This is a genomic window from Pantoea sp. ARC270 (assembly GCF_003236725.1).
Classification (GTDB): Bacteria; Pseudomonadota; Gammaproteobacteria; order Enterobacterales; family Enterobacteriaceae; genus Pantoea; species Pantoea anthophila.
In genome coordinates this window covers 1-20,751 of sequence record NZ_PUGA01000038.1, presented here as the reverse complement: position 1 = coordinate 20,751, position 20,751 = coordinate 1, and the positions used below count along the sequence as shown (strand labels likewise).

Below are 20,751 nucleotides of genomic sequence, written 5' to 3'. Positions count from 1 at the left end.
TTCTGGTCCGCGTCAGCGACGCGGCCGCTGGCTCATCCGGCCAGTTTTGTGGGTGTGATCCCCGCAGGGATCGGGCAGTGATAGGGCTGCCCGGCGCGTACCTTCTGAAATTCGGCCTGGCACTCCGCCAGCGCCTGCTCATCCTGCAGCAGCGTGGTCACCGTCGCCGCCATCACTTTGCCCGCCAGCAACATGCCCTTATGCGCGATCGTGGTGCGGCCCTGCGCCACCAGTTGCCAGGTGTGCAGCGGCGTGCCGAAGGTAAAGCAGGGCGCAAAACACTGTGCTGTCGGCGTGACCCAGCTGACATCGCCGACATCGGTGGAGCCATAGAGCAGGTCGCGGGTGACGGCATAGGGCGCGACCTGATCCATAAACAGCCTCTCCCCCAGTTGCTCAGCCCAGGCGTGACCGGCTTCGCCACCGATACGGGCGGCGTTCAGGCGGGCATTACGCAGATCGTCATCGGTCAGAGTGGCACGCAGTTCAGCCGCGAACGCGCGCTCTTCGTCGCTATAGTCCGGCAAACCAAAGTGATGCAAATAGCGCTCCATGACCGCTTCCAGGGCGCGATTAGGCACATAGTCAGAGCAGGCTTTGTCAAAACGCACGGTCAGGGTCGTGTCCGTCATCAGGGCGGCACCCCGGGCAATATTGATCACCCGCTGATAGATCGCCTGCGCCTGTGGCAGCGATGGCGCGCGGATCAGGTAGAGCACCTCCGCATCGGCCTGCACCACATTTGGCGAGACGCCGCCGCTGTTGGTGATGGCGTAGTGCAGACGTGCCTCCTGTTCGATGTGCTCGCGCAGAAAGTTGGCCCCGGTATTCATCAGCGTGACGGCATCCAGTGCGCTGCGGCCCAGATGGGGAGAGTTAGCGGCATGAGCCGCGACCCCTTTGAAGCTGAACGCGGCCTGAATATTGGCGAGCGTGCGCAAATTGAACATGCCGCTGAAACCTTCCGGATGCCAGGTCACGGCGGCATCCACATCGTCAAACAGGCCCTCACGCACCATAAAGGTCTTACCCGATCCCCCTTCTTCGCCAGGGCAGCCATAAAAACGCACGGTTCCGCCAGCGTGATGCTGCTCCATCCAGGCTTTAACCGCACAGGCCGCCGCCACGCCGGCGGTGCCGAGCAGGTTGTGGCCGCAGCCGTGTCCGTTGCCGTTCACCTCCAGCGGTTCTGGCCGGGCGCATCCGGCCTGCTGGCTGAGACCGGCCAGCGCATCAAACTCCCCGAGGATGGCGATCACCGGTTTGCCGCTGCCGGCGCTGGCGATAAAGGCGGTGTCAATGCCGCCCACGCCGCGCTCCACGATGAACCCGGTTTCGGCCAGCGCGTCGGCCAGCAGGGCCGAGGAGCGGGTTTCGGCAAAGCGGGTTTCCGGCGTATCCCAGATGGCGTCGCTGAGCGTGCTGAAACGGTGCTGATGGCGGTCGATATAGTCGGCAATAAAGGCTTCCATCATCGTGTTTCACCATACTGCGCCTGATTGAGCGCCAGCGTCGCCAGCAGCGTGATGGCGTCCGGCATGACCTGCTCATCAAAGTCGAATCGGGCATTATGGTGGCCCGCCGCCAGGTCACAGCCGAAAATGACGTATGAGGCCTGGCCGCCACGCTGCCTGACCCGCTCCATCATATAGGTCGCATCTTCTGATCCTGCCGCCTGCGCTTTGCGATCGACCACGGAATCAAAGATACCGAGCGCGTCTGCCTGCTGGTGAATGAAGTCGACCCACGGCTGCGTCGGGGTGCAGCTGCGCGCCGCACCCATCAGCGTCACCTGCTGCTCAACGCCATACATCGCCGCCGCACCGGCAATCACCCGCAGCGCCTGCTGATAAATATCGTCGTTAACCTGATTGGTGATGCCGCGGGTTTCGACCTTCAGCAGGGCGCAGTCGGCGACCACGTTGCGGCCGGTTCCGGCCTGCAGCACGCCGACATTCACCCGCGCCACGCCGCCGCTGTGCTGGGCAGGCCATGCAGGGCCAGCGTCGCCTGAGCCGCCGCCAGCAGGGCATTGCGTCCCTCCTCCGGGCGGCCACCCGCATGGGCACCGACGCCGGTGAAGTGGACATCCAGCTTGGTGGTGGCGAGAAAGCTGTCGCTGCCGCACACCACTTCGCCCGCCGGCACGCCGGTGCCAATGTGAATCGCCGTGAAGCGATCCACATCATCGACCACGCCCGCCGCTACCATCGCTTTCGCGCCGCGTACACCCTCTTCAGCAGGCTGAAAAATCAGTTTGATAGTGCCGCTGAGCCGCTCTTTCATCGCCATCAGCACCGAGGCAAGCCCCAGCCCGATGGTGGTATGGCCATCATGCCCGCAGGCGTGCATCATGCCCGCATTGCAGGAGGCGAACCCTTCCCGCTGCGGCAGATGATCGCTGGCCTGGCTCTCATTGAGATCCAGTGCGTCCATATCCACGCGGAAGCCCATCACCGGGCCGGGACGGCCGGTTTCCAGCGTCGCCACGATGCCGCAGAATCCGCCGGAAAAGTGGCTGATCCACTGCGGCAGCGCGCCCTGTTGTAACGCCCGCGCCTCCTGCTGTTTCAGCACGGCGGCGTCCGGGAGGCCCATCCGCGCCTCTGCGTCGATCACCTGACGCCCCAGCTTTAGCTGATAACCGAGCTGATGCAGCTCTTCAGCGACCAGCGTGGCGGTGCGAAACTCCAGCCAGCCCGATTCGGCGTAGTGATGGAAGTCACGACGCCACTGCTGAAGCTGCGGCAGCCTTGCACTGACGTGGTCGGAAAGGGTTTTCATCGGCTCTGTCCTCGTTGTTGGTTTTTTATGCACTGCTTCGAATCTACACAATGGAATTGCCGGGCATAAGATGCGAATATCTTGTGACTGATAAACAACGGTTATCACAAAAGTTATGTCCGCTAATCTCAAACTTCATCAACTGCGTGCGTTTGTTGACGTGGCGCGGCAGGGCAGTATCCGTGCGGCAAGCCGTGTTTCGGGGCTGTCGCAACCGGCGCTGACCAAAGCGATTCAGGAACTGGAGCGTGAGCTGGGGGCAAAGCTGTTTATCCGCCGCCAGCAGGGCGTCGTGTTAACCGATATCGGTGATAACTTTTTCCGTCATGCCAGCCTGGTGCTGGCGGAGCTGCGGGTCGCCGAAGAGGATATCCAGCAGCGGCTGGGGCGGGGCGGGGGGCAGGTGAATATCGGCATCGGCAGCAGCGTGGCGCGTACCGTTATGCCGCAGGTGATCAACCAGTTTCATCGGGAATATCCGCTGGTCAAGGTGCGCATCGTCGAAGGCCAGCTGGTGTCAATGGTGCATGAGCTGCGTCAGGGAACGCTCGATTTCACCATCAATACTTATGACCAGAGTCATCTCGATCAGGAGCTGATGTATGAGCGGGTGATGGAGCGGGAATATAAGGTGGTGGTTCGCAAAGGCCATCCGCTGGAAAAAGCCCGTTCACTGGCGGCGTTGCAGCAGGCGGACTGGACCATGCCGACGCCGAAAGGCAGCTATTACCGCCTGTTGCACGACCTCTTTGGCGAGCGCGGCATGGCACCCAAAATTGTGGTGACCTGTGAAACCTTTATGGCCTGCACCAGCCTGGTGGCGCAAAGCGATTTCATCAGCATTCTGTCAGCCGATGTGATTGACGATCCGGTTCTGGGACGGTCGCTGGTGGCGCTGACGCTTGACGAACCCCTGCCGAAAGCGATTTTTTATCTGATTCAGCGCAAGGAGACCGCGCTGACGCCCATGAGCAGCTATATGGCGCAGCTGTTTCGCCGTTATTGCCAGTAAAATCAGCGAGTAAAGTCGATCGTCTACACTCTTAAGGTACTGTAAAAATCCAACCGACAATATAGAGGTGAAGATGCAAGTCAGTCCTTATCTGTTTCTCTATGGCCGTTGTGAAGAGGCTATCGACTTTTACCTGCAGGCGACCGGGGGCGAGTTGCTCGCGAAAATGAAGTTTGGCGATATGCCGGATCAGGGAGAGCAGGTTGGCGATCAGTCCGCAGCGCCGCAGCCACCCGAGAAGATCATGCATGCGCAACTGCGTATTGGCGACGGCGAGCTGATGCTCAGCGACGGTAACACCGATCAGCCACCGGCGTCGGAACATGCCGGTTATGCGGTCAGCCTTTCCACCACCGATGTCGAAGAGGGTAAAGCGTGGTTTGAAAAACTGTCGGCAGGCGGCAAGGTGACAACGGAGTGGCAGGAGACTTTCTGGTCGAACGGCTTCGCCATGTTTATCGATAAGTTCAACATTCCGTGGCGCATCAATGTGGAGAAGTCGCAGGATTAAGCGGCTGACGGACGTCGCAGGACGCGACGCCATACCAGCAGAAACACAGGGCGGCGACGCGATGAAGCGCCGCCGCTTTACATCAGAAGTTGTAACCCGCCACCAGGTAGTAACCCCAGCCGGTCGATTTCAGCTCAAACGGCCCGTTGCCGAAGTTCACTTCCTGACCATCTGCCCACTGTCCGCCGTTGTGGAAATAACGCGCCACCGCAGAGAAGTGCCAGTGATCGTAGCCCAGTGACAGAATGTGGCTGGAGGCGATGGAGTTGCTGGTGCGTGATGCGCCGCCTTTATCGCGCAGATCGGAACCCCAGTCGAAGTTAGTGAAGCCGACATAGCCCAGATTACCGCCCCACAGCGTCGTGATCGGGACGAAGTATTTCACTTTGAAGCGATAGCCATCCCAGCTGTTCTCGTTCGCCGCACCGTAGTTTTCCCACTGATATTTGGCATAGACGTTCAGCGACAGGCCGACATCGCTGTGCGTATCGATATCGGTACCGAGACCCATATACCAGGTGTTCTGGCGGCTGTCGCTGTTGCGGCCCATATCGTAGATGTAGTTGTTAGCAAAATACCACTCTTTGAACGGACCAAACGCCAGGCTGGTGCCGGTCAGCTTGTCGATCGAGAAGCGCGGCTCAATTTCCATGAACATCGGGGAACCGTGGTCGAATACGCCGTTGGCGTTGCTGTTGCCCACGCCGAAGAAATTAGATACGTCGAGATAGCCGTAAAAGTCGAACCACTCTTTTTTCGCAAACGCTTCATATTCCAGATAGACGTCGTTGTTGAACTGCGGTCCGAAACGGGTGTGGTAGCTGCCTACCACGTTAACGCTCTGATGCCACCAGTCAGAGAGATACTGCGGATCGCTTTCTGCGGCCTGCGCAGCACCACTCAGTGAACATGCCAGCACGGCACCTGCTATCAACGTTTTATATTTCATTATCATCAGCCACATGCTTTTGACCGCCGCACAGCAGACGCAGTCAGAGAGAAATCGGTCCCTGGAGGGAATGAGGATGTCAGCAAAAAACAGCCGGTTGTTCAGCCCGCGTAGCGTGCCTGTAACAGATCGATAGAAAATAGATTTTGCTCACGTTTGTCAAAAAGTGTTGCATTACAATTCAGCTAAAATGTGATGCACTTCACAATTAAGACCATGATCGAACGGAACCAGGCAACCGTTTACGTTGTCTGGTTCGTGATCAAAAAGGCGGGATCAGGGAAAAGTGACGCGAACCTGCAAACCACAGATCGCACCCTGTGGGGTCAGACAGTTGGAAAGGGCGACGTGAATCTGATGTTTCTGAGCGACGTTACGCACGATGGATAATCCCAGCCCGCTGCCCTGGGCTTTCACGTCAGGCGAGCGGGTAAAACGATCAAACGCGCGCTCGATAAAGGATTCCGGCATGCCTGGCCCGTTATCGACAATATCGACCACCGTTTTGCCCGCGACCCGATGCAGCAGCACATCGACCAGACTCCCTTCCGGCGTGTGCAACATGGCGTTACCAATCAGGTTGTCAAACAGGCTGCGCAGCTCAGAACGACTGGCCTGCAGACGATACTGGGCAGAGCCGTTAAAGCCGATATCGATGCCGCGCTTGTCTGCCACCACCATCAGCTGCTCAATGCTCTCCTTGAGCAGATCTTCCAGGTCAATATGCTCGACGCTGGCGACCACACTCTGGTCATCCTGGCGCGACACATTGAGTAGCTGTGTGACCAGATGACGGGTGCGCGTGACGCCCGCTTCCAGCTGGCTGAACTGCCGGCTCGCTTCGCCCGGCTGGATATACTGCCGCAGATTCTCCAGCTGTAAGGTCACCGCCGTTACCGGGGTGCGCAGTTCATGGGCGGCGTCCTCCAGGAACTGACGCTGAGAGGACCAGGCCTCGCGCAGTTTACTCAGCAATGAATTATAGGCAGCCACCAGCGGCAGAATCTCATCCGGCAGCCCCTCCGGCGAGACGTTGTGCGGATGATGGGTCTCCTGCGCCGCGATCTGACGCGAAGCCACCTGCAGATCGCGGGTGATCTTGCGAACCACCAGCCAGATCACCAGCAGCGACAGCGGCATCATCAGGATCATCGGGATAATCGCCGCCAGCGCCCGCTTGACCATCGTGGACTTCATGTAGCTGAGGTTGTGCATGACCTGAATGGTTTTGATCGCGCTGCCGGGCAAACCGGGCCGGGTATAGATCCGCCATTCACAGTCGCCGCACTGGCCGACATGCACGTCGCGGTAACCCCGCTGGTTCTGTAACGGGGCCGCCAGCTCCGGCCAGGAGCTGGCACGCAGCTGTCCGCGGTCGTCCCACAGCTGAACCACAAACGCGCTTTTCGCTTTATCCGGCGCAATCAGCATCGGCATCAGGGCGGGCATCTGCTTATTGGTGGACCAGGCGTCCGCGATTTTTGCCAGCTGATCGTCCTTCATCGTGCCGACCATATCGCCGTAGCAGCTGAAGAAATACCAGGTGACGCCACCGATCATCAGCAGATGAATAATCAGCAGCGTAGAGAGCAGTTTATTACGCAGCGAGCGCATAAAGGTGAAGGGTTTCATATGGCCGGAACCCGCCAGCCCAGGCCACGCACGTTGCGGATCACGTCATTATCCAGCTTGCGGCGCATGCCGTGAATCAGGACATCCACCGCGTTGCTGCTGACTTCATCGCCCCAGCCATAGATGCGGTTTTCCAGCTGCTCGCGCGACAGAATGGCACCGGGCCGCTCCAGCAGGGCGTAGAGCAGGGCATACTCGCGCGCGGTCAGCTGCTCGCGCTGACCCTTATAGAGCACTTCGCGGGTCATCATATCCAGCTGAACATCCCCGCTGCCCAGCACCGAATCTGCCGCGCCGTGGCGGCGTCGGGTAATGGCGCGCATCCGGGCCATCACTTCCTGGAGGTCGAACGGTTTAAGCAGGTAGTCGTCAGCGCCGCTGTCGAGCCCCTGAATGCGCTGCGCCACCGTGTCGCGGGCAGTCAGAATCAGCACGGGCGTGGAGTCGCCGCGCCCGCGCGCCCGGCGCAGCACCTGTAACCCGTCATCGCGGGGTAAGCCGAGATCGAGCAGCACGCAGCTGTAGCCGCCTTCGCTCCAGGCATTGTGGGCAAAGACGCCATCGCGCACCCAGTCCACCGACCAGCCCGCGCCCTCCAGTGCCTGCTGCAGGTTTGCACCGATCATTTCATCATCTTCAACCAGTAACACGCGCATGGCTGATCTCCTCTGCAAAGATGGGAGAGAGTTTACTCATCAATTGTTAGGCCAGAATTATCCGCCTTCACACTTCCCGCTGTCGCCGCGCTGGCTGCGACTTACCGCCTGCCTGCAGCACGAACGATTCTGGCAGACCGCCGTCACTGATATGTTATCGAGGTGGCAGGGTACCTCACTATACTCATCGAGATACCCGTGATTGCATGCGTAAAGAGGGTGACGTATATTTGAGCAACAGATCAATGTCAGACATTTCATCGGTGGACAGTATGTCAGCTCTGGAAGTAAAAATCAGACATCAGCGCGAGTATCAGGAGCGTGTTGAAGCTGTCCGAAAAGGTCAGGCTCCGGGACGCATACTTGAAAAACGACCTCAGGGTATTGTGCCTGCAAAAGGTGGACGCAGCCTCGCATTTTTCTGACGTTATGCCCTGCTAAACGCAGCCATGCGATAAAATAAGCCCATCATACCGGTGGGTTTTTTTATGACATCACAGGCAATTCCTCCCGAAGAGCAACTTCTTAAACTCAATCGATATCTGATCGATAATGCGGAACAGCTCCCATCCCCGGTTATTACCGTTGGTGGTCAGGCTGTTATGTACTGGTATCTGACGTATCTGCATCTCTATCCTGAGCAGCCTGACATCACGTCCATAACTTCAATTGATGTCGACTATGTGACCCGAAAGGAAGGCGTTGATGTAATTGCAAAAATTTTCAACGTTTCAGCACAGGTTCAGGACATTTTTAATCCGCCATCGATCGCACTCCTCACCCTTATTGATAAAGATACAGGCAGGGTCAAGGAGGATGTCCAGGGTCAGTTCCTCAATGAGCAACTAAATGAGGCGAATATTGTGGATATTATCGATCGGCCCACAGGCTTTGATGCTGGAGATTTTGACGGTGATAAACTGATGTTAAATACAGAACCCTTTCTGGTTATGCCGGATCGACATGGTGCAGATATGAGCCATGAATATGTTCGGGTTCTGAATCCGATTGCCTGTATCCGTTCTCGCCTTTCAAATGCCACCGTTCCCGGCGGAAAAAACAGGCTGACTGAAGCTGACCGAATACGCGTGCTGGCTCTGCCTGCTTTCAACTTTTTGCTGGAGAAATTACAAACCCTTCCTTTCCGACAGGGAAGGCATTACGTTGACTACTTTGTCTCGTTTATCTGGCAGAGAGCATTCAGACGTTTTCAGGCACAGCACAAAATCCCCTTATATCGGATTGTTGAGCAACTGGCGGCAGAACTGCAACAGGAGCCTGGCGACGACATGCCATCCGGATTTTATCGGGAGGAGTTACCTCGAAAAGTGGATTTTCTGGCTAAGGAGTATCAGCGATACCTCAGACGCATTGAAGCCGGATAAGACTACTGGCCCCTCATTAGTGACTGCCTGAGAAAATAGCGCTTCTCTTCACCGTCATTTTCTGCGCCGGGTCTGCTGTCCCTTGCAAGCCAGCCCCCGCTGGCCGCACCCTCTCACCTCCATTTCAACCCTTGCTAATTCTGCGCTAATTTTCTGCTAATTAAGGGATAAATTTTAGCGGGTAGAGTGGTTCCACTGCACATCAGCTTGAACAGGAGGAACCATGAATCAGCGCGAGTTTATTCGGAGTCTGCTGGACTGGATAGAGAACAACTTAGGACACGATCTGCATCTGGATGAGGTGGCGCGCCGCTCAGGCTATTCGCGCTGGCATCTGCAACGCCTGTTTCGCCAGCACACCGGCTTTTCCCTGGCAGAATATATCCGTCAGCGTCGCCTGACGGAGTCGGCGCTCACGCTGCTGAGCAGCAACGAAGCGATTCTGCAGGTGGCGATGAACTACGGCTTTGATACCCAGCAGGCCTACACCCGGACCTTCAAAAATTATTTTATGGTGACGCCGGGCCAGTTGCGCCGCCAGCGTCGCGTCGAGCCGGATCGACTGCTGTTCCCGCTGGCGATGGCCAGCTGATGCCTGACAAGGCCTTTCCGTCACGGCAGGCAGACGGAAAGGTCACTCCGCGCACCACCCTCGCTTCGCCTGCTATCGCCCTGTTTTTTTTGCCTCCTCCCCACAGTCCCCCCGCCTGAACGTGCTAGTTTGTTGCCTGCATCCCCTTACTGTCGGAGTCGGGAAACATGGAAAATGGCGCGAATTTAACCGCCATGCTGGTATTCGCACGGGTGGTGGAGTTACAGAGTTTCAGCGAGGCCGCCCGCGCACTGGGCTGGTCCAAATCGCATGTCAGCCGGGAGATCGCCCGGCTGGAACTCAGGCTCGGTATCCGGCTGCTGCAGCGCACCACCCGGCGGCTGGCGCTGACCGAGCTGGGGCAGGCGTACTACCCCTATTGTGTCCGGATGCTGGCGGAAGCACAGCGCGCCGAGGCGTTCGTTCAGCAGCTGCATCAGCAGGCCGCCGGTCATGTCAGGCTGCAGGCGCCCGTCACGTTCGGCTGTCAGTGCGTAGTGCCTGTCGTTAATCGCTTTCTGCGCCGCCATCTGCATATCAACGTCGATCTCGATCTCACCGATCGCAGCCAGGATCAGCTGGACGATCAGGATGATCTGGCGATTGTGATCCGATCCCGGGCACCGCGTCAGGGCAATTTCCGGCTGCTGAGTGATATCGACTGGGGGCTCTATGCCGCGCCTGCTTATCTGGCACAGCGACCGGCCATCACTCACCCCGGGATGCTGCCGCGTCACGACCTTCTGCTGTTTCATGGTCCGGCCCACACCGCTGCGCTGCCGTTCCGCCGCGATAAGCAGCGGCTGGCGCTGGATGTACGCAGTCGCTTTCGCGCCAATAACAGCATGGCACTGCTGAATGCGGCCCTGGCCGGCAGCGGTATCGCCTATCTGCCCGCCTACATGGCGCAGGAGGCGGTCGGGCGGGGTGATATTCAGCTGCTGTTGCCGGAGTGGCAGATGGACCGTCTGCAAAGCTATCTGCTGCTGCACGACACCCCGGAAACGGCGTCGCCCGTCACGCTGCTGAGCGATGCGCTGGTTGCGGCGCTGAGCAAAGGCTGATTGTTGCCTGCTGACAACACTCATCGCCACAGAGTAACTATCGCGGCGTTACTGTTGTTAACCCGCCGCCCTGGTTAGCCTGTATCCCTGATCAATAAAGGGATATGGCTATGCAACACTCACCCGAAACGGCAGTGTTTCACCACTGGAAACGTAATTTAGCGGTCTGCGTCGTCGGATCTTTTACCACTATCGTGGCGATGACGCTGCTGCTGCCTTTTCTGCCGCTCTATGTTCAGCAGCTTGGCGTTGAGCAGCCCGCCGCCATTGCGCGCTGGTCCGGCCTGGCCTATGGGGCGACCTTTTTCAGTGCCGCGCTGACGGCACCACTGTGGGGCCGGCTGGCTGATCGTTACGGTCGCAAGCTGATGCTGATTCGGGCCAGCCTCGGCATGGCGATTGCGATGTCGCTGATTGGTATGGCGACGGCGCCGTGGCAGCTGGTGGCGCTGCGTCTGCTGGCGGGGCTGCTGGGTGGCTACGCGTCGGGGTCGACCATTCTGGTGGCGGCGCAGACGCCCAAAGCGCAGACAGGCTGGGCGCTGGGCGTCCTCTCCTCCGGCATTATGGCTGGCAACGTGGTTGGGCCGCTGCTGGGTGGCCTGCTGCCGCCGCTGATTGGCATCCGGCAGACCTTCTGGCTGACCGGCGCGGTGATTTTTCTCGCCTTCCTCGCCACCACCTTTTTACTCAGAGAGCAGCCGCGTGCCAGCGGCACCGCCCGCGATCGTCCTTCACCGATGCCGGCAGAGCTGCCGGTCAATCACCGCCTGGTGCGGCTGATGTGGCTTTCCGGCATGTTGCTGATTTTTGCCAGCATGTCGATTGAACCGATTATTACGCTCTACGTCGGCGACTTTGTTCAGGGTGAACATCAGATCACCCTGATGGCCGGGATCGTGATGTCCGCCGCCGCGCTGGGCACGGTGCTGGCAGCACCGCGGCTCGGTCGCCTGGCCGATCGCGTCGGACACTGGCGGGTTCTGACAGGGGGATTACTGCTGAGCGGCGTGCTGCTGATCCCGCAGGCGTTTATCACGGCGGCCTGGCAGCTGGTGCTGCTGCGCTTTCTGATGGGGATGGCGCTGGGCGGCCTGATGCCATGCATCACGGCGATTATCCGTCATAACGTACCGGGCTCGCAGGTCGGACGGATGCTCGGTTATTCCACTTCGGCACAATATGTGGGTCAGGTCAGCGGCCCGCTGTTCGGTGGAGTGGTCGGCGGGACGTTCGGGATGCGGCCGGTATTTCTGGCGACCTGCGCGGTGATGCTCTTCTGCGCATGGCTTAACTGGCGCGGAATGAAAAAGTAACGCGATCAAAAAAGGCGGACCGGAGTCCGCCTTTTGTTACTGACCGAAGCTGGAATTACTTCTGGTCTGGCAGTGCGTAGGCAATCACATAGTCGCCCAGCTTGGTACCAAACGAACCGTGACCGCCTGCTGCGATGACAACGTACTGCTTGCCATTCACTTCATAGGTCATCGGGGTGGCCTGGCCGCCTGCAGGCAGACGTGCCTGCCACAGCAGCTCGCCGGTGTCGGTGCTGAAAGCGCGCAGGTAGTTATCGGCGGTCGCACCAATGAAGAATACCTTACCTGCGGTGGTGATTGGACCACCCAGCATCGGCATACCCATTTTGAACGGCAGCGGAACCGGTGAGCTGTCACGAACGGTACCGATACGCTGTTTCCACACGACGTCGTTGGTCTTCAGATCCACCGCGGAGATGTAACCCCAGGCTGGCTGTTTGCATGGCAGACCAAACGGAGAGAGGAACGGATTCAGTTCGACGCCAAACGGCACGCCATACTGCGGCTGAATACCGGTTTCAGTCCCTGAACCACCCTCTGCGCCTTTCGGCGGCTCAATCGGGTTGCCCGGACCGCGTGGAACCAGTTTCGAGACAAACGGCAGCGCCATCGGGTTAGCAATCGCAATCTGACGATGTGGATCGACCGCGATACCGCCCCATTCGAACATACCCAGGTTGCCCGGGAACACCAGCGTACCCTGTTCAGATGGCGGCGTGAACGGACCTTCATAGCGCAGACGCTTGAAGATAACGCGGCATACCAGCTGGTCAAACATCGTCGCGCCCCACATATCCTTGTCCGTGAGGTTCTGTTTCGGACGGAAGGTCAGCTCAGAGTAGGGCTGCGTGGCGGCAACGTGGTCGCCTTTCGCGGCACCCTGTGGCACTGGCGTTTCTGGCGCCGGAACCACTGGCTTGCCGGTGCGGCGATCCAGAACGAAGATGTTACCGGTTTTAGCCGGTGCGTAGATCACCGGGACGGTGTTGCCATCTTTATCGGTGATGTCAGCCAGGGTCGGCTGCGACGGCAGATCCATATCCCACAGGTCGTGATGCACCGTCTGATAAGACCAGACCAGCTTACCGGTGGTGGCGTTCAGCGCCAGCACGCTGCTCGCGTAACGCTCCTGCTCTGGTGTGCGGTTACCGCCCCAGATATCCGGTGTGCTCACGCCCATTGGCAGGTAAACGGTATCCAGTTTCGGATCGTAAACCGCCGGTGCCCATGAGTTCGGTGAATTCAGGGTAAAGGTGTGTTCATCAGCCGGAATGGCATTCGGATCTTTAGCACCCGGATCAAATACCCACAGCAGTTTACCGGTATTCACATCAAAGCCACGAATCACGCCGGAAGGCTCGCGGGTTGAGTAGTTATCGGTGACTGCACCCGCCATGATGATGGTGGTGTTGGTAATGATCGGCGGTGAGGTCGGCTCATACTGACCCGGCGTGGTGACGGGCTGTTTGTGCTGCAGATCCAGCTCGCCGTTAACGCCAAATGTCGGGCAGCGTTCGCCGGTTTCGGCGTCCAGTGCAAACAGACGACCATCGTTAACCGGTAAATAGATACGACGTGAGCAGAGCGCAGGCTGGCTGTTTGCTGCATCAGCGGCTGCCGGCACTTCGTGGTAGGAGACGCCGCGGCAGGTCACGTGCTGGAAGGTCGGATTCACCTTCATGGCCGGATCAAACTTCCACTTCTGTTTACCTGTAGCCGCATCCAGCGCAAACAGGATCTGGTGTGGCGAACAGAGGTAAAGGGTGTCGCGGATTTTAATCGGGGTCACTTCGTCGGTGATTTCGCCCGGATCGTTAGGGGTTTTCATGTCGCCGGTCTGGAACTGCCAGGCAACCTGTAACTCTTTCACGTTCTCGTGGTTAATCTGCTTCAGCGGCGAGAAACGGGTTCCCTGCTGATCGCGCGCATAAGCGGGCCAGTCAGCATCCGGAATGTTGCTCAGCGGTGCAGCCTGCTGCGCATTGTCAGCGGTTTCCGGCACAGAACCGTTAATGACCTGCGGATCGTTGAATACCGCGTAGGCCAGCACGGCCGCACTGGCAATCAGCGCCACAGCCATGGTACCCAGTGCTGCTTTACTACCGGCGTTAACACTGCGATAGACAAACGGCAGGATCAGCCAGACACCAAAAATCACCAGCACATCGGTGCGTGGCGCCAGCGCCCAGAAGTCCGTCCCGACTTCCCACACGCCCCAGATCAGGGTGCCGATCAGCAGCAGCGCATAGAGAACCAGCGCGGTGCTTTTACGGCGGGAAAGCAGATAAGCGGTGATGAGCATAACCACACCGCCGAAAACGTAATACCAGGAACCACCAATAGCGGCTAACCAGCCACCGCCAATCAGCATAAACGCGCCCGTCAGTACTGCGAACAGTATCGTCAGGAAACGAATTACGCTAAACGATGAGGAGTTTTTCCCCATGATATCGACCTCGTTTTGTTGCCATAAAACATACGAAAACAACCAGATAGGCTGTTTCCAGTTATCAAGTACAAATGATTAAGGGTGTTCTTGAGAATCTCTTCCGCTAAGACAGACGCTCCCTTTGTGTTAAATGTTATAGCAAAATTAGATCAAGGTTTGATTTTTTTAGCTCAAAGCGCTTAACAAATGAAGTAACGCGACATTTTATGGGGGATTAATGGACGTTAAGCGCACCGCCGTGTGCCCTTAACGCCGGAGGGCAGGATTTGTGGTTCAGCAGCTAATCAGGTCGCCGTCCGAGCGTTGCTGTTGCCAGCCGCTAATATTTATCTCAGCAAACTGTTCAGCGCTTAAAGGCGGCGTATGACTTCGCACGATCACCTCGGCCCCTTTCTCACGGAATGTCGCCATGAAAAAAGGAAAGGTAAACTTTTCATAATTGTCATTAAAGAACGCTTCGGTTAAAACAATCCCGGAAAAAGGAAAGGATTCCAGCAGTCGCCAGTCTGCGCCGGGCGGAGCAAAATCATAAAGCCAGAAATCAAATTTCTCTGTTAATTCAAGCAGTGAGGCGTGGTGTGCGGCTAAACTGGTATAATTAATACCAATTCTGATTCGCCCATTCTGTAAATGAGAATAAGCATCCGGAACCGCAATCATTCCCTGCAGCCGAAAGTCTTCTACCGGAACAATCATTAATGCTGCTTCAGTAGCGATTTGATTGTGTAATGAAATAATGTTGTTCGTATTAAGTATATTGCGGCTGTCCTGATTTTGCTGAAGATATGGCACGCTATAGCAAATGCCCGTGACATTACGCGTAACGTGATGGATAGGTTCAGTAACATAAGGGTTATATAAACTGTTTTTCATTATCTCTTTGGCGTGCAATAAAAAAGGATTTATTGATAATCAATCATATAAACGGTCGCATTTTCCAAACGCGTGAATAAATATAGATCATCTGCTTAATCCAAATCATCCTTTTATTGTCGCGGAGCGTAAATAAACGCTTCGGCACAGAAGCAATAATTCCTTTGGCGTCTGATGATGACGTGGAATATATTCAATAGTCGGGACCAATAGGCTGGTAATAATCAGGAGAGATTTTTCAGGCCCGGCATGGACAGGAAGGCGATTTATCGCCGGGAGCAGCAGAGGGGAAACCATCGCGATTATACTTCATCCGCTCTGTTATCTGACGTTCCTCATCGACCGCACAAATAACACCGCGCAACGACGCGGGACGGCTCATCAAATTTGGGATAAGACATGGGATTTATGGCATCGGCAGCGGAAGAGCCGCTGTGGCGACATCGGGCATTCGTCGCCTTCTGGCTGGCACGAACCTGTTCATCGTTTGGTTTTCAGATGTTTTCGGTGGCGATCAGCTGGCAGATCTATGCGCTGACCGACAGCGCGATGGCGTTAGGGATGATCGGCTTAATGCAGTTTCTGCCGTCAGTGTTGCTGGCGCTGCCTGCAGGGCATCTGGCAGATCAGTATGACCGGCGGCGTATCGTGCTGTTCGGTCAGCTGGTGGAATTTGCTGCGCTGCTGGCATTAGTGGTGCTTACCTTATTCTCTACCGCCGATCGGGTTACGCTCTGGGGTCTGGTATTTATGATTGCGGTGGCGAAAGCGCTGGAGTGGCCTTCGATGTCCTCAATGCTGCCGTCGCTGGTGCCGCCCGCGATTCTGGCGCGGGCGATGGCGATGAACTCGGTGGGCGGCGAGGCGGCGGTTATCGTCGGACCGACGCTGGGCGGGCTGCTTTATGTCGCGGGACCGCATGTGGTGTATGGCGTGTCTGCGCTGTTTTATCTGATTTCGCTGACGCTGGTGAGTCTGCTGCGCTATGAGCGCCCGTTGCAGCCGCGCCTGCCGATGAACATGAAGAATCTGTTTGCCGGGATTCACTTTATCCGCGAACGCAAAGATGTGCTGGGCGTGATTTCGCTCGACCTCTTTGCCGTCCTGCTGGGTGGCGCGACCGCGCTGCTGCCCATTTTTGCCAAAGATATTCTGCATACCGGGCCGTGGGGATTGGGGATGCTGCGGGGCGCGCCCTCTGTGGGGGCGCTGCTGGTCGGCATCTGGCTGAGCCGGCATAAGCTGGATAAGCACGTCGGGATGATTATGTTTGGTTCGGTGGCGGGCTTTGGTGTTGCCACGCTGGTGTTCGCGCTCTCGACGCAGCTGTGGCTGTCGCTGCTTGCGCTGTGTGCGCTGGGCGGTTTCGATATGGTCAGTATGGTGATTCGCGGTGCGCTGGTGCAGCTGGATACGCCGGATGCGATGCGCGGGCGGGTGAATGCAGTGAACGCCATTTTCATCAATACGTCGAATCAACTGGGTGAGTTTGAGTCGGGAATGCTGGCAGCATGGATGGGCGCAGCCCCGGCGGCGGCGATTGGCGGGATCGGTACGCTGGTGGTGGTGGCCCTGTGGATGAAGTTGTTTCCGCATCTGCGGCGGCGGCAGAAGCTGGAGAATGAGGGGGATGCGGTCTGACCCAGGGCAGCTGTATGCGCTTGTGATGTCAGGAAGGTTATCGCTGATAAATTGAGCGCAGGCTTCAGGGAGCATATGTCCTCCGCAAAGACGCAAAAACGCCCTCCCTGGCAGGCTCAGCGCGGGCGATTACGCACCTCATCCATGAGGTGCTCCCGTAGACGGGCCAACGGCGTTGCGTTGTGCTAAAACGCTTCCGGCGTTTTTGTCCGTGGCCTACGATGCTTAGCTACAGGTATCTGATCCCTTCGTTTTTAGTGCATAAGGTGCCTAAACCTATCTGTACTCTCTGAGATTTTCTTGCTGCTTTCTGATACGAACGGCACCATTTTGAACATCTTTTAGTGTCGTAGTGCCGTGAAAATGAGTTCATAAAAAGTTGTCCTTTTCAAACGTAAATTCATTATGCTGCCATAGGTATGAATACAAATCAGGTCCACTAAAAACAATGCTTCATGTGCTTAAAAGATAAGTTTTCGTTTACTAAAAGTGGGTTTGCCTGATATTTTTCAGGCTGATATCACAGACGGTAGAAGAATGAATGGACGCAAAAACGCTTGCCGTATCGGTTGCTGATGGTATTGCTTCTCTTCCGATGGATTTTTATCTGGGTATAGAAAGAACTTTTCAGGACCTCAACCTGACAGATGGCGGAAGAAACATTCAGCGCCGTAACTTCGGTGATGATGAGAGGATGTATCGGGCTTTAAACAAGCTCTTTCGGAACAGAGCCATTTTGGGGCAGATCGCGGAGATGATAATCAAAGATTCTCTGTCCTATCTTCCAGACCCAGCCCTCAAAAAAATCACAGATAAACTCATCGGAGCTGCGGCTTCCCTGGGTTCAAGACAGTCAATGCAGCTGGCTATTACAGGATATCTTGGTTCAAAAGTTATCGGAGGAATGATGGCCAGCGTGATAACGAGGTTATCTCTACGATTGTGGACGGGCACCCTCGCGGGCGGCATAGTTCTGCAGGGAGTACTTTCACGTGCTTCTGCAGCTTCCCGGCGATTGAGCCATAAAAATCCTGCGCTATGGTCAAAGCTTTACATACTTGATTTTGAAATGCTTTACTTCCTTTTTGAAGAACCTTTAGCTAATTACATTGAGCTTGGTGAGACTCTTCGTAAAAACCCTCTGAAAACGGAGCAATTTCTGAGTGCAATCGAGAATCTTTAGAGTCATCAGAAAAGTCATTTCTGAGTTATCAGGGGCGGTTGTGATCAGCGCCGTAGTGCTGGGCATGTTCATTGCCATCTTTGCGAATGAAGGGATTATGCGCGTACTCGCCCCCTTGCTCGTTTTTCTCGCTGGACTGGTTCTTTACGGGTTAGCCTGGATGATTTCATCTAAAGAAGATCGGAAATAGGCCACGCAAAACGCCTGACCAGCAGACAGCAGCGACTACCGCGCGTCAACATGGATTAAATCGTTGCTCTGTAGACTGCGTGAGCAACACCCTGTCGATTATTCTCATACCGGAAGAGGTCGTTTAAAGGCGTTTTCTTGCGTCTGTTGCTGACATAAGGCGACAGGCCTGAAGGTGAATAATGCCTGTCACCTGAGAAGTAACTGGCCCGAAGGCCAGTTCAGCAGAGTACCAGTCAGAGTGCCAGTAACAAGCCGGGGACGGCGGGGGAGGCCGCCCCTGAGGCTGGGGCCGTCAGGCCCCGGATTTTCCCAGGTTGGCGTCAAATGTCAGCCAGCTTTCACGCATGTCCACTACGCTGCGGGTTTTGCGTGCCTCATCGATTTTGATGGCGGTAAGGCCCGCTTCCAGCGCGTCCACCACTGAGACTTTCAGCGGTGTTCCCTGTTTAATATGTTTGACGATCTCTTCAGCCATCAGCGCATCCGCGCCATAATGGCCATCATAAGCGTTGCCGCTGTAGGCGGTATCGACCTCTTTCTCACCGCTGCGGGCGTTGTGCACCCGGAAGTAGTTACGCACAAAGTCGCCTTCCGCCATGCCGTCAGTGCCCATGACGCAGAAACGGCGGAACTCATCCGGCACGTTCAGGTTGGCGTGGAAGGCGAGGGTGGCTCCCCCCTCATACTCAATCAGCGCGGTCTGGTAGTCGACAATGTCGGCATCGCTGTCGAATACCGCATCTGTGCTGGACCAGCCGCTGGGTTTGACGTGGTAAAGCTCCGACTCAGGGGTGATCGCCCCCTGCGGGGCGTGAGCCGGGGTAAAGGATTTCCGGCCACCAAAGCTGGCGACGTAAGTCGGACGCCGCTGCAGCAGGCCCTGATAGAGATCGATGTCGTGGCAGCACTTCTCCAGAATATAGGGACCGGCATACTTCTCCAGCCGTCGCCAGTCGCGCTGGAAGAAGGCACCGTGATAAGGCTTGATGTGTTCGGTTGCCTCAATCGAGGTGATTTCGCCCAGCTGGCCCGCATCGCGCGCAGCCAGCAGATCGTGATAAAGCGGTGAATAGCGCAGCACCAGCCCGACCAGAATGCGCGCCTCGCCATACTGACGCACCAGCTTTGCCATCGCCATGGTCTGCTCTTCATTAATTACCACCGGCTTTTCGGTAAAGACGGTATAGCCTGCCGCCAGCGCCTGACCCACATGCTCCAGATGCAGAAAGTTGGGTGAACCCACCAGCACCACATCCATTCCGCCGTGAGCCAGCAGTTCGTCCACAGACGCAAAAGCCTGGCCGGGCGCAATACCAAAGCTGTGCAGATTCGGCAATCCGGCGGGGGCCGGATCGTAATAGCCCACGACGGAAAAGCTGTCGTCAGCCTTGCTGAACTCTTTCATGACGTGGGACAGACGAAAGCCGAGACCGATAATGCCTACTTTCATGGTAAACCCCTGCTCCTGAGATCGGATGATGCAAAGCCCGCCAGCGGTCGGGCGCGGCTGCTGATAATCTGACCACCAACTTATTACGGCAGAAAAAGTAATGTCAACATCGCGCTGCACGTTTTGCGGGGTGGGTTTTTGTTATATTTATGTAAATTAAGGAAAAATAGTCAGGATGTTTTTACCATATTTATTTGTTATTGCGATTTAAGTTTTTTTATCCTATCGTTCGCTCATTATGGCTATAACCCTTAATCAGGGAAGGAAGCGCGTGCAACCACACTATCTTCTTGGCATCGATGGCGGCGGAACGCAGTGTCGCGCGCGCTTAACCGATCGGCAGGGCCGCCTGCTGGCAGAAAGCACCGGGGGACCTGCTAACGTCTGGTCAGATTATGATGCGGCCCTGACCTGCGTCGGGCAGCTGACTGAACAGGTATTTACCCAGGCGGGACTCACCGCAGAGGCGCTGGCGCAGACCGCGCTGGTGGCGGGCCTGGCGGGCGCTAACGTCGCCTCAGTGCAGGCGCGCCTCGCCAGCTGGCAGCCCGCCTGCGCGGCGTTGCAGGTGGTCAGCGATGTGGAGATCGCCTGCGCGGGCGCGCACGGTGGCGAGCCTGGGGCGGTCTTTATCATCGGCACCGGCAGTCAGGGCGCCGCCTGGGATGGCGAACGCTTTACGCTGCTTGGCGGCTGGGGCTTTGCCCTCTCCGATCAGGGATCGGGGGCGGAGCTGGGCCGTCGCGCGCTGCGTCTGGCGCTGCTGGCGCATGAGTCGATCATTCCGCACGGCTCCCTGACCCGCCAGCTGATGGCGCAGTTCGGCGACAGCCCGGAAACCATGCTGCTCTGGACGCGCACGGCGGTGCCTGCTGACTGGGCCCGCGTGGTGCCACAGATTTTTGCAGCCGCCGACGCGGGTGACTGCCATGCTCAGGAGCTGCTGCAACAGACCGCCGCCGATATCGGCCTGATGGTGCGACGCCTGATCGCCCTGAGCAGCGGGCCGGTGGCGCTGATGGGCGGCGTGGCCGCGCCGATTCAGCGCTGGCTGGATGAAGA

16 protein-coding genes and 1 pseudogene are annotated in these 20,751 nt (G+C 57.1%); 9 read left to right on the top strand and 8 right to left on the bottom strand.

Annotated features, from left to right (window positions below; translation table 11 throughout):
* Positions 1 to 32: 32 nt before the first annotated feature.
* Together CKF42_RS16460 and CKF42_RS16455 are read right to left on the bottom strand one after the other, a co-directional pair.
* On the bottom strand, positions 33 to 1,475 hold the full coding sequence (locus tag CKF42_RS16460; protein WP_111208667.1) for a M20 family metallopeptidase: 1,443 nt from the start codon (positions 1,473 to 1,475) through the stop codon (positions 33 to 35).
* Positions 1,472 to 2,784 (bottom strand): annotated as a pseudogene (locus CKF42_RS16455) (amidohydrolase). Before CKF42_RS16455 ends, CKF42_RS16460 begins: the two are co-directional and overlap by 4 nt.
* Positions 2,785 to 2,899: 115 nt before the next feature.
* Between CKF42_RS16455 and CKF42_RS16450 the strand changes: the two are divergent.
* Together CKF42_RS16450 and yjdN are read left to right on the top strand one after the other, a co-directional pair.
* Positions 2,900 to 3,796, top strand: a complete 897-nt coding sequence (locus tag CKF42_RS16450) for a LysR family transcriptional regulator (protein ID WP_009092555.1) — start codon at positions 2,900 to 2,902, stop codon at positions 3,794 to 3,796.
* A gap of 73 nt (positions 3,797 to 3,869) precedes the next feature.
* On the top strand, positions 3,870 to 4,307 hold the full coding sequence (yjdN, locus tag CKF42_RS16445) for a VOC family metalloprotein YjdN (protein WP_009092553.1): 438 nt from the start codon (positions 3,870 to 3,872) through the stop codon (positions 4,305 to 4,307).
* A gap of 82 nt (positions 4,308 to 4,389) precedes the next feature.
* Here yjdN and CKF42_RS16440 read toward each other — a convergent pair whose 3' ends face one another.
* From CKF42_RS16440 to CKF42_RS16430, 3 genes are all read right to left on the bottom strand, one after another.
* Positions 4,390 to 5,256: a nucleoside-specific channel-forming protein Tsx gene (locus CKF42_RS16440; RefSeq protein WP_111208681.1), complete on the bottom strand. Its 867-nt coding sequence runs from the start codon at positions 5,254 to 5,256 to the stop codon at positions 4,390 to 4,392.
* 276 nt (positions 5,257 to 5,532) lie between these two features.
* On the bottom strand, positions 5,533 to 6,888 hold the full coding sequence (locus CKF42_RS16435; RefSeq protein ID WP_111208666.1) for a HAMP domain-containing sensor histidine kinase: 1,356 nt from the start codon (positions 6,886 to 6,888) through the stop codon (positions 5,533 to 5,535).
* On the bottom strand, positions 6,885 to 7,544 hold the full coding sequence (locus CKF42_RS16430) for a response regulator (protein WP_009092548.1): 660 nt from the start codon (positions 7,542 to 7,544) through the stop codon (positions 6,885 to 6,887). The genes CKF42_RS16435 and CKF42_RS16430 overlap by 4 nt, the downstream gene beginning before the upstream one ends.
* A 488-nt stretch (positions 7,545 to 8,032) precedes the next feature.
* Here CKF42_RS16430 and CKF42_RS16425 point away from each other — a divergent pair, with 488 nt between their 5' ends.
* From CKF42_RS16425 to CKF42_RS16410, 4 genes are all read left to right on the top strand, one after another.
* Positions 8,033 to 8,929 (top strand): hypothetical protein, encoded by an 897-nt coding sequence (locus CKF42_RS16425; RefSeq protein ID WP_111208665.1) that lies wholly within the window; start codon positions 8,033 to 8,035, stop codon positions 8,927 to 8,929.
* 223 nt (positions 8,930 to 9,152) lie between these two features.
* The gene (locus CKF42_RS16420) at positions 9,153 to 9,521 is read left to right on the top strand and encodes a helix-turn-helix domain-containing protein (RefSeq protein WP_009092546.1); all 369 of its coding nucleotides are present in this window, start codon (positions 9,153 to 9,155) and stop codon (positions 9,519 to 9,521) included.
* Between the two features lie 167 nt (positions 9,522 to 9,688).
* A complete protein-coding gene (locus tag CKF42_RS16415) occupies positions 9,689 to 10,585 on the top strand; it encodes a LysR family transcriptional regulator (protein WP_111208664.1) in 897 nt (298 codons plus the stop codon).
* Positions 10,586 to 10,695: 110 nt separating this feature from the next.
* Complete coding sequence (locus CKF42_RS16410; RefSeq protein ID WP_111208663.1) at positions 10,696 to 11,901, top strand: MFS transporter; 1,206 nt, start codon at positions 10,696 to 10,698, stop codon at positions 11,899 to 11,901.
* A gap of 55 nt (positions 11,902 to 11,956) precedes the next feature.
* On the opposite strand, the gene CKF42_RS16405 is transcribed toward CKF42_RS16410, so the two are convergent.
* Both CKF42_RS16405 and CKF42_RS16400 read right to left on the bottom strand, forming a co-directional pair.
* A complete protein-coding gene (locus CKF42_RS16405) occupies positions 11,957 to 14,347 on the bottom strand; it encodes a glucose/quinate/shikimate family membrane-bound PQQ-dependent dehydrogenase (protein WP_009092543.1) in 2,391 nt (796 codons plus the stop codon).
* 276 nt (positions 14,348 to 14,623) lie between these two features.
* Complete coding sequence (locus tag CKF42_RS16400; RefSeq protein ID WP_111208662.1) at positions 14,624 to 15,223, bottom strand: hypothetical protein; 600 nt, start codon at positions 15,221 to 15,223, stop codon at positions 14,624 to 14,626.
* 399 nt (positions 15,224 to 15,622) lie between these two features.
* On the opposite strand from CKF42_RS16400, the gene CKF42_RS16395 reads away from it, so the two are divergent.
* Entirely contained in the window at positions 15,623 to 16,864 is a 1,242-nt protein-coding gene (locus CKF42_RS16395) for an MFS transporter (protein ID WP_033736437.1), read from the top strand.
* A 541-nt stretch (positions 16,865 to 17,405) separates the two neighbouring features.
* Positions 17,406 to 18,047 carry a hypothetical protein gene (locus CKF42_RS16390; protein WP_111208661.1) on the top strand — a complete coding sequence of 214 codons (642 nt, stop codon included), beginning with the start codon at positions 17,406 to 17,408 and terminating at the stop codon, positions 18,045 to 18,047.
* Between the two features lie 484 nt (positions 18,048 to 18,531).
* Here CKF42_RS16390 and CKF42_RS16380 read toward each other — a convergent pair whose 3' ends face one another.
* Positions 18,532 to 19,689: a Gfo/Idh/MocA family protein gene (locus CKF42_RS16380; protein WP_111208659.1), complete on the bottom strand. Its 1,158-nt coding sequence runs from the start codon at positions 19,687 to 19,689 to the stop codon at positions 18,532 to 18,534.
* Positions 19,690 to 19,960: 271 nt separating this feature from the next.
* On the opposite strand from CKF42_RS16380, the gene CKF42_RS16375 reads away from it, so the two are divergent.
* Positions 19,961 to 20,751: BadF/BadG/BcrA/BcrD ATPase family protein (locus tag CKF42_RS16375; protein WP_111208658.1), on the top strand; the 791-nt coding region annotated here is incomplete at its 3' end.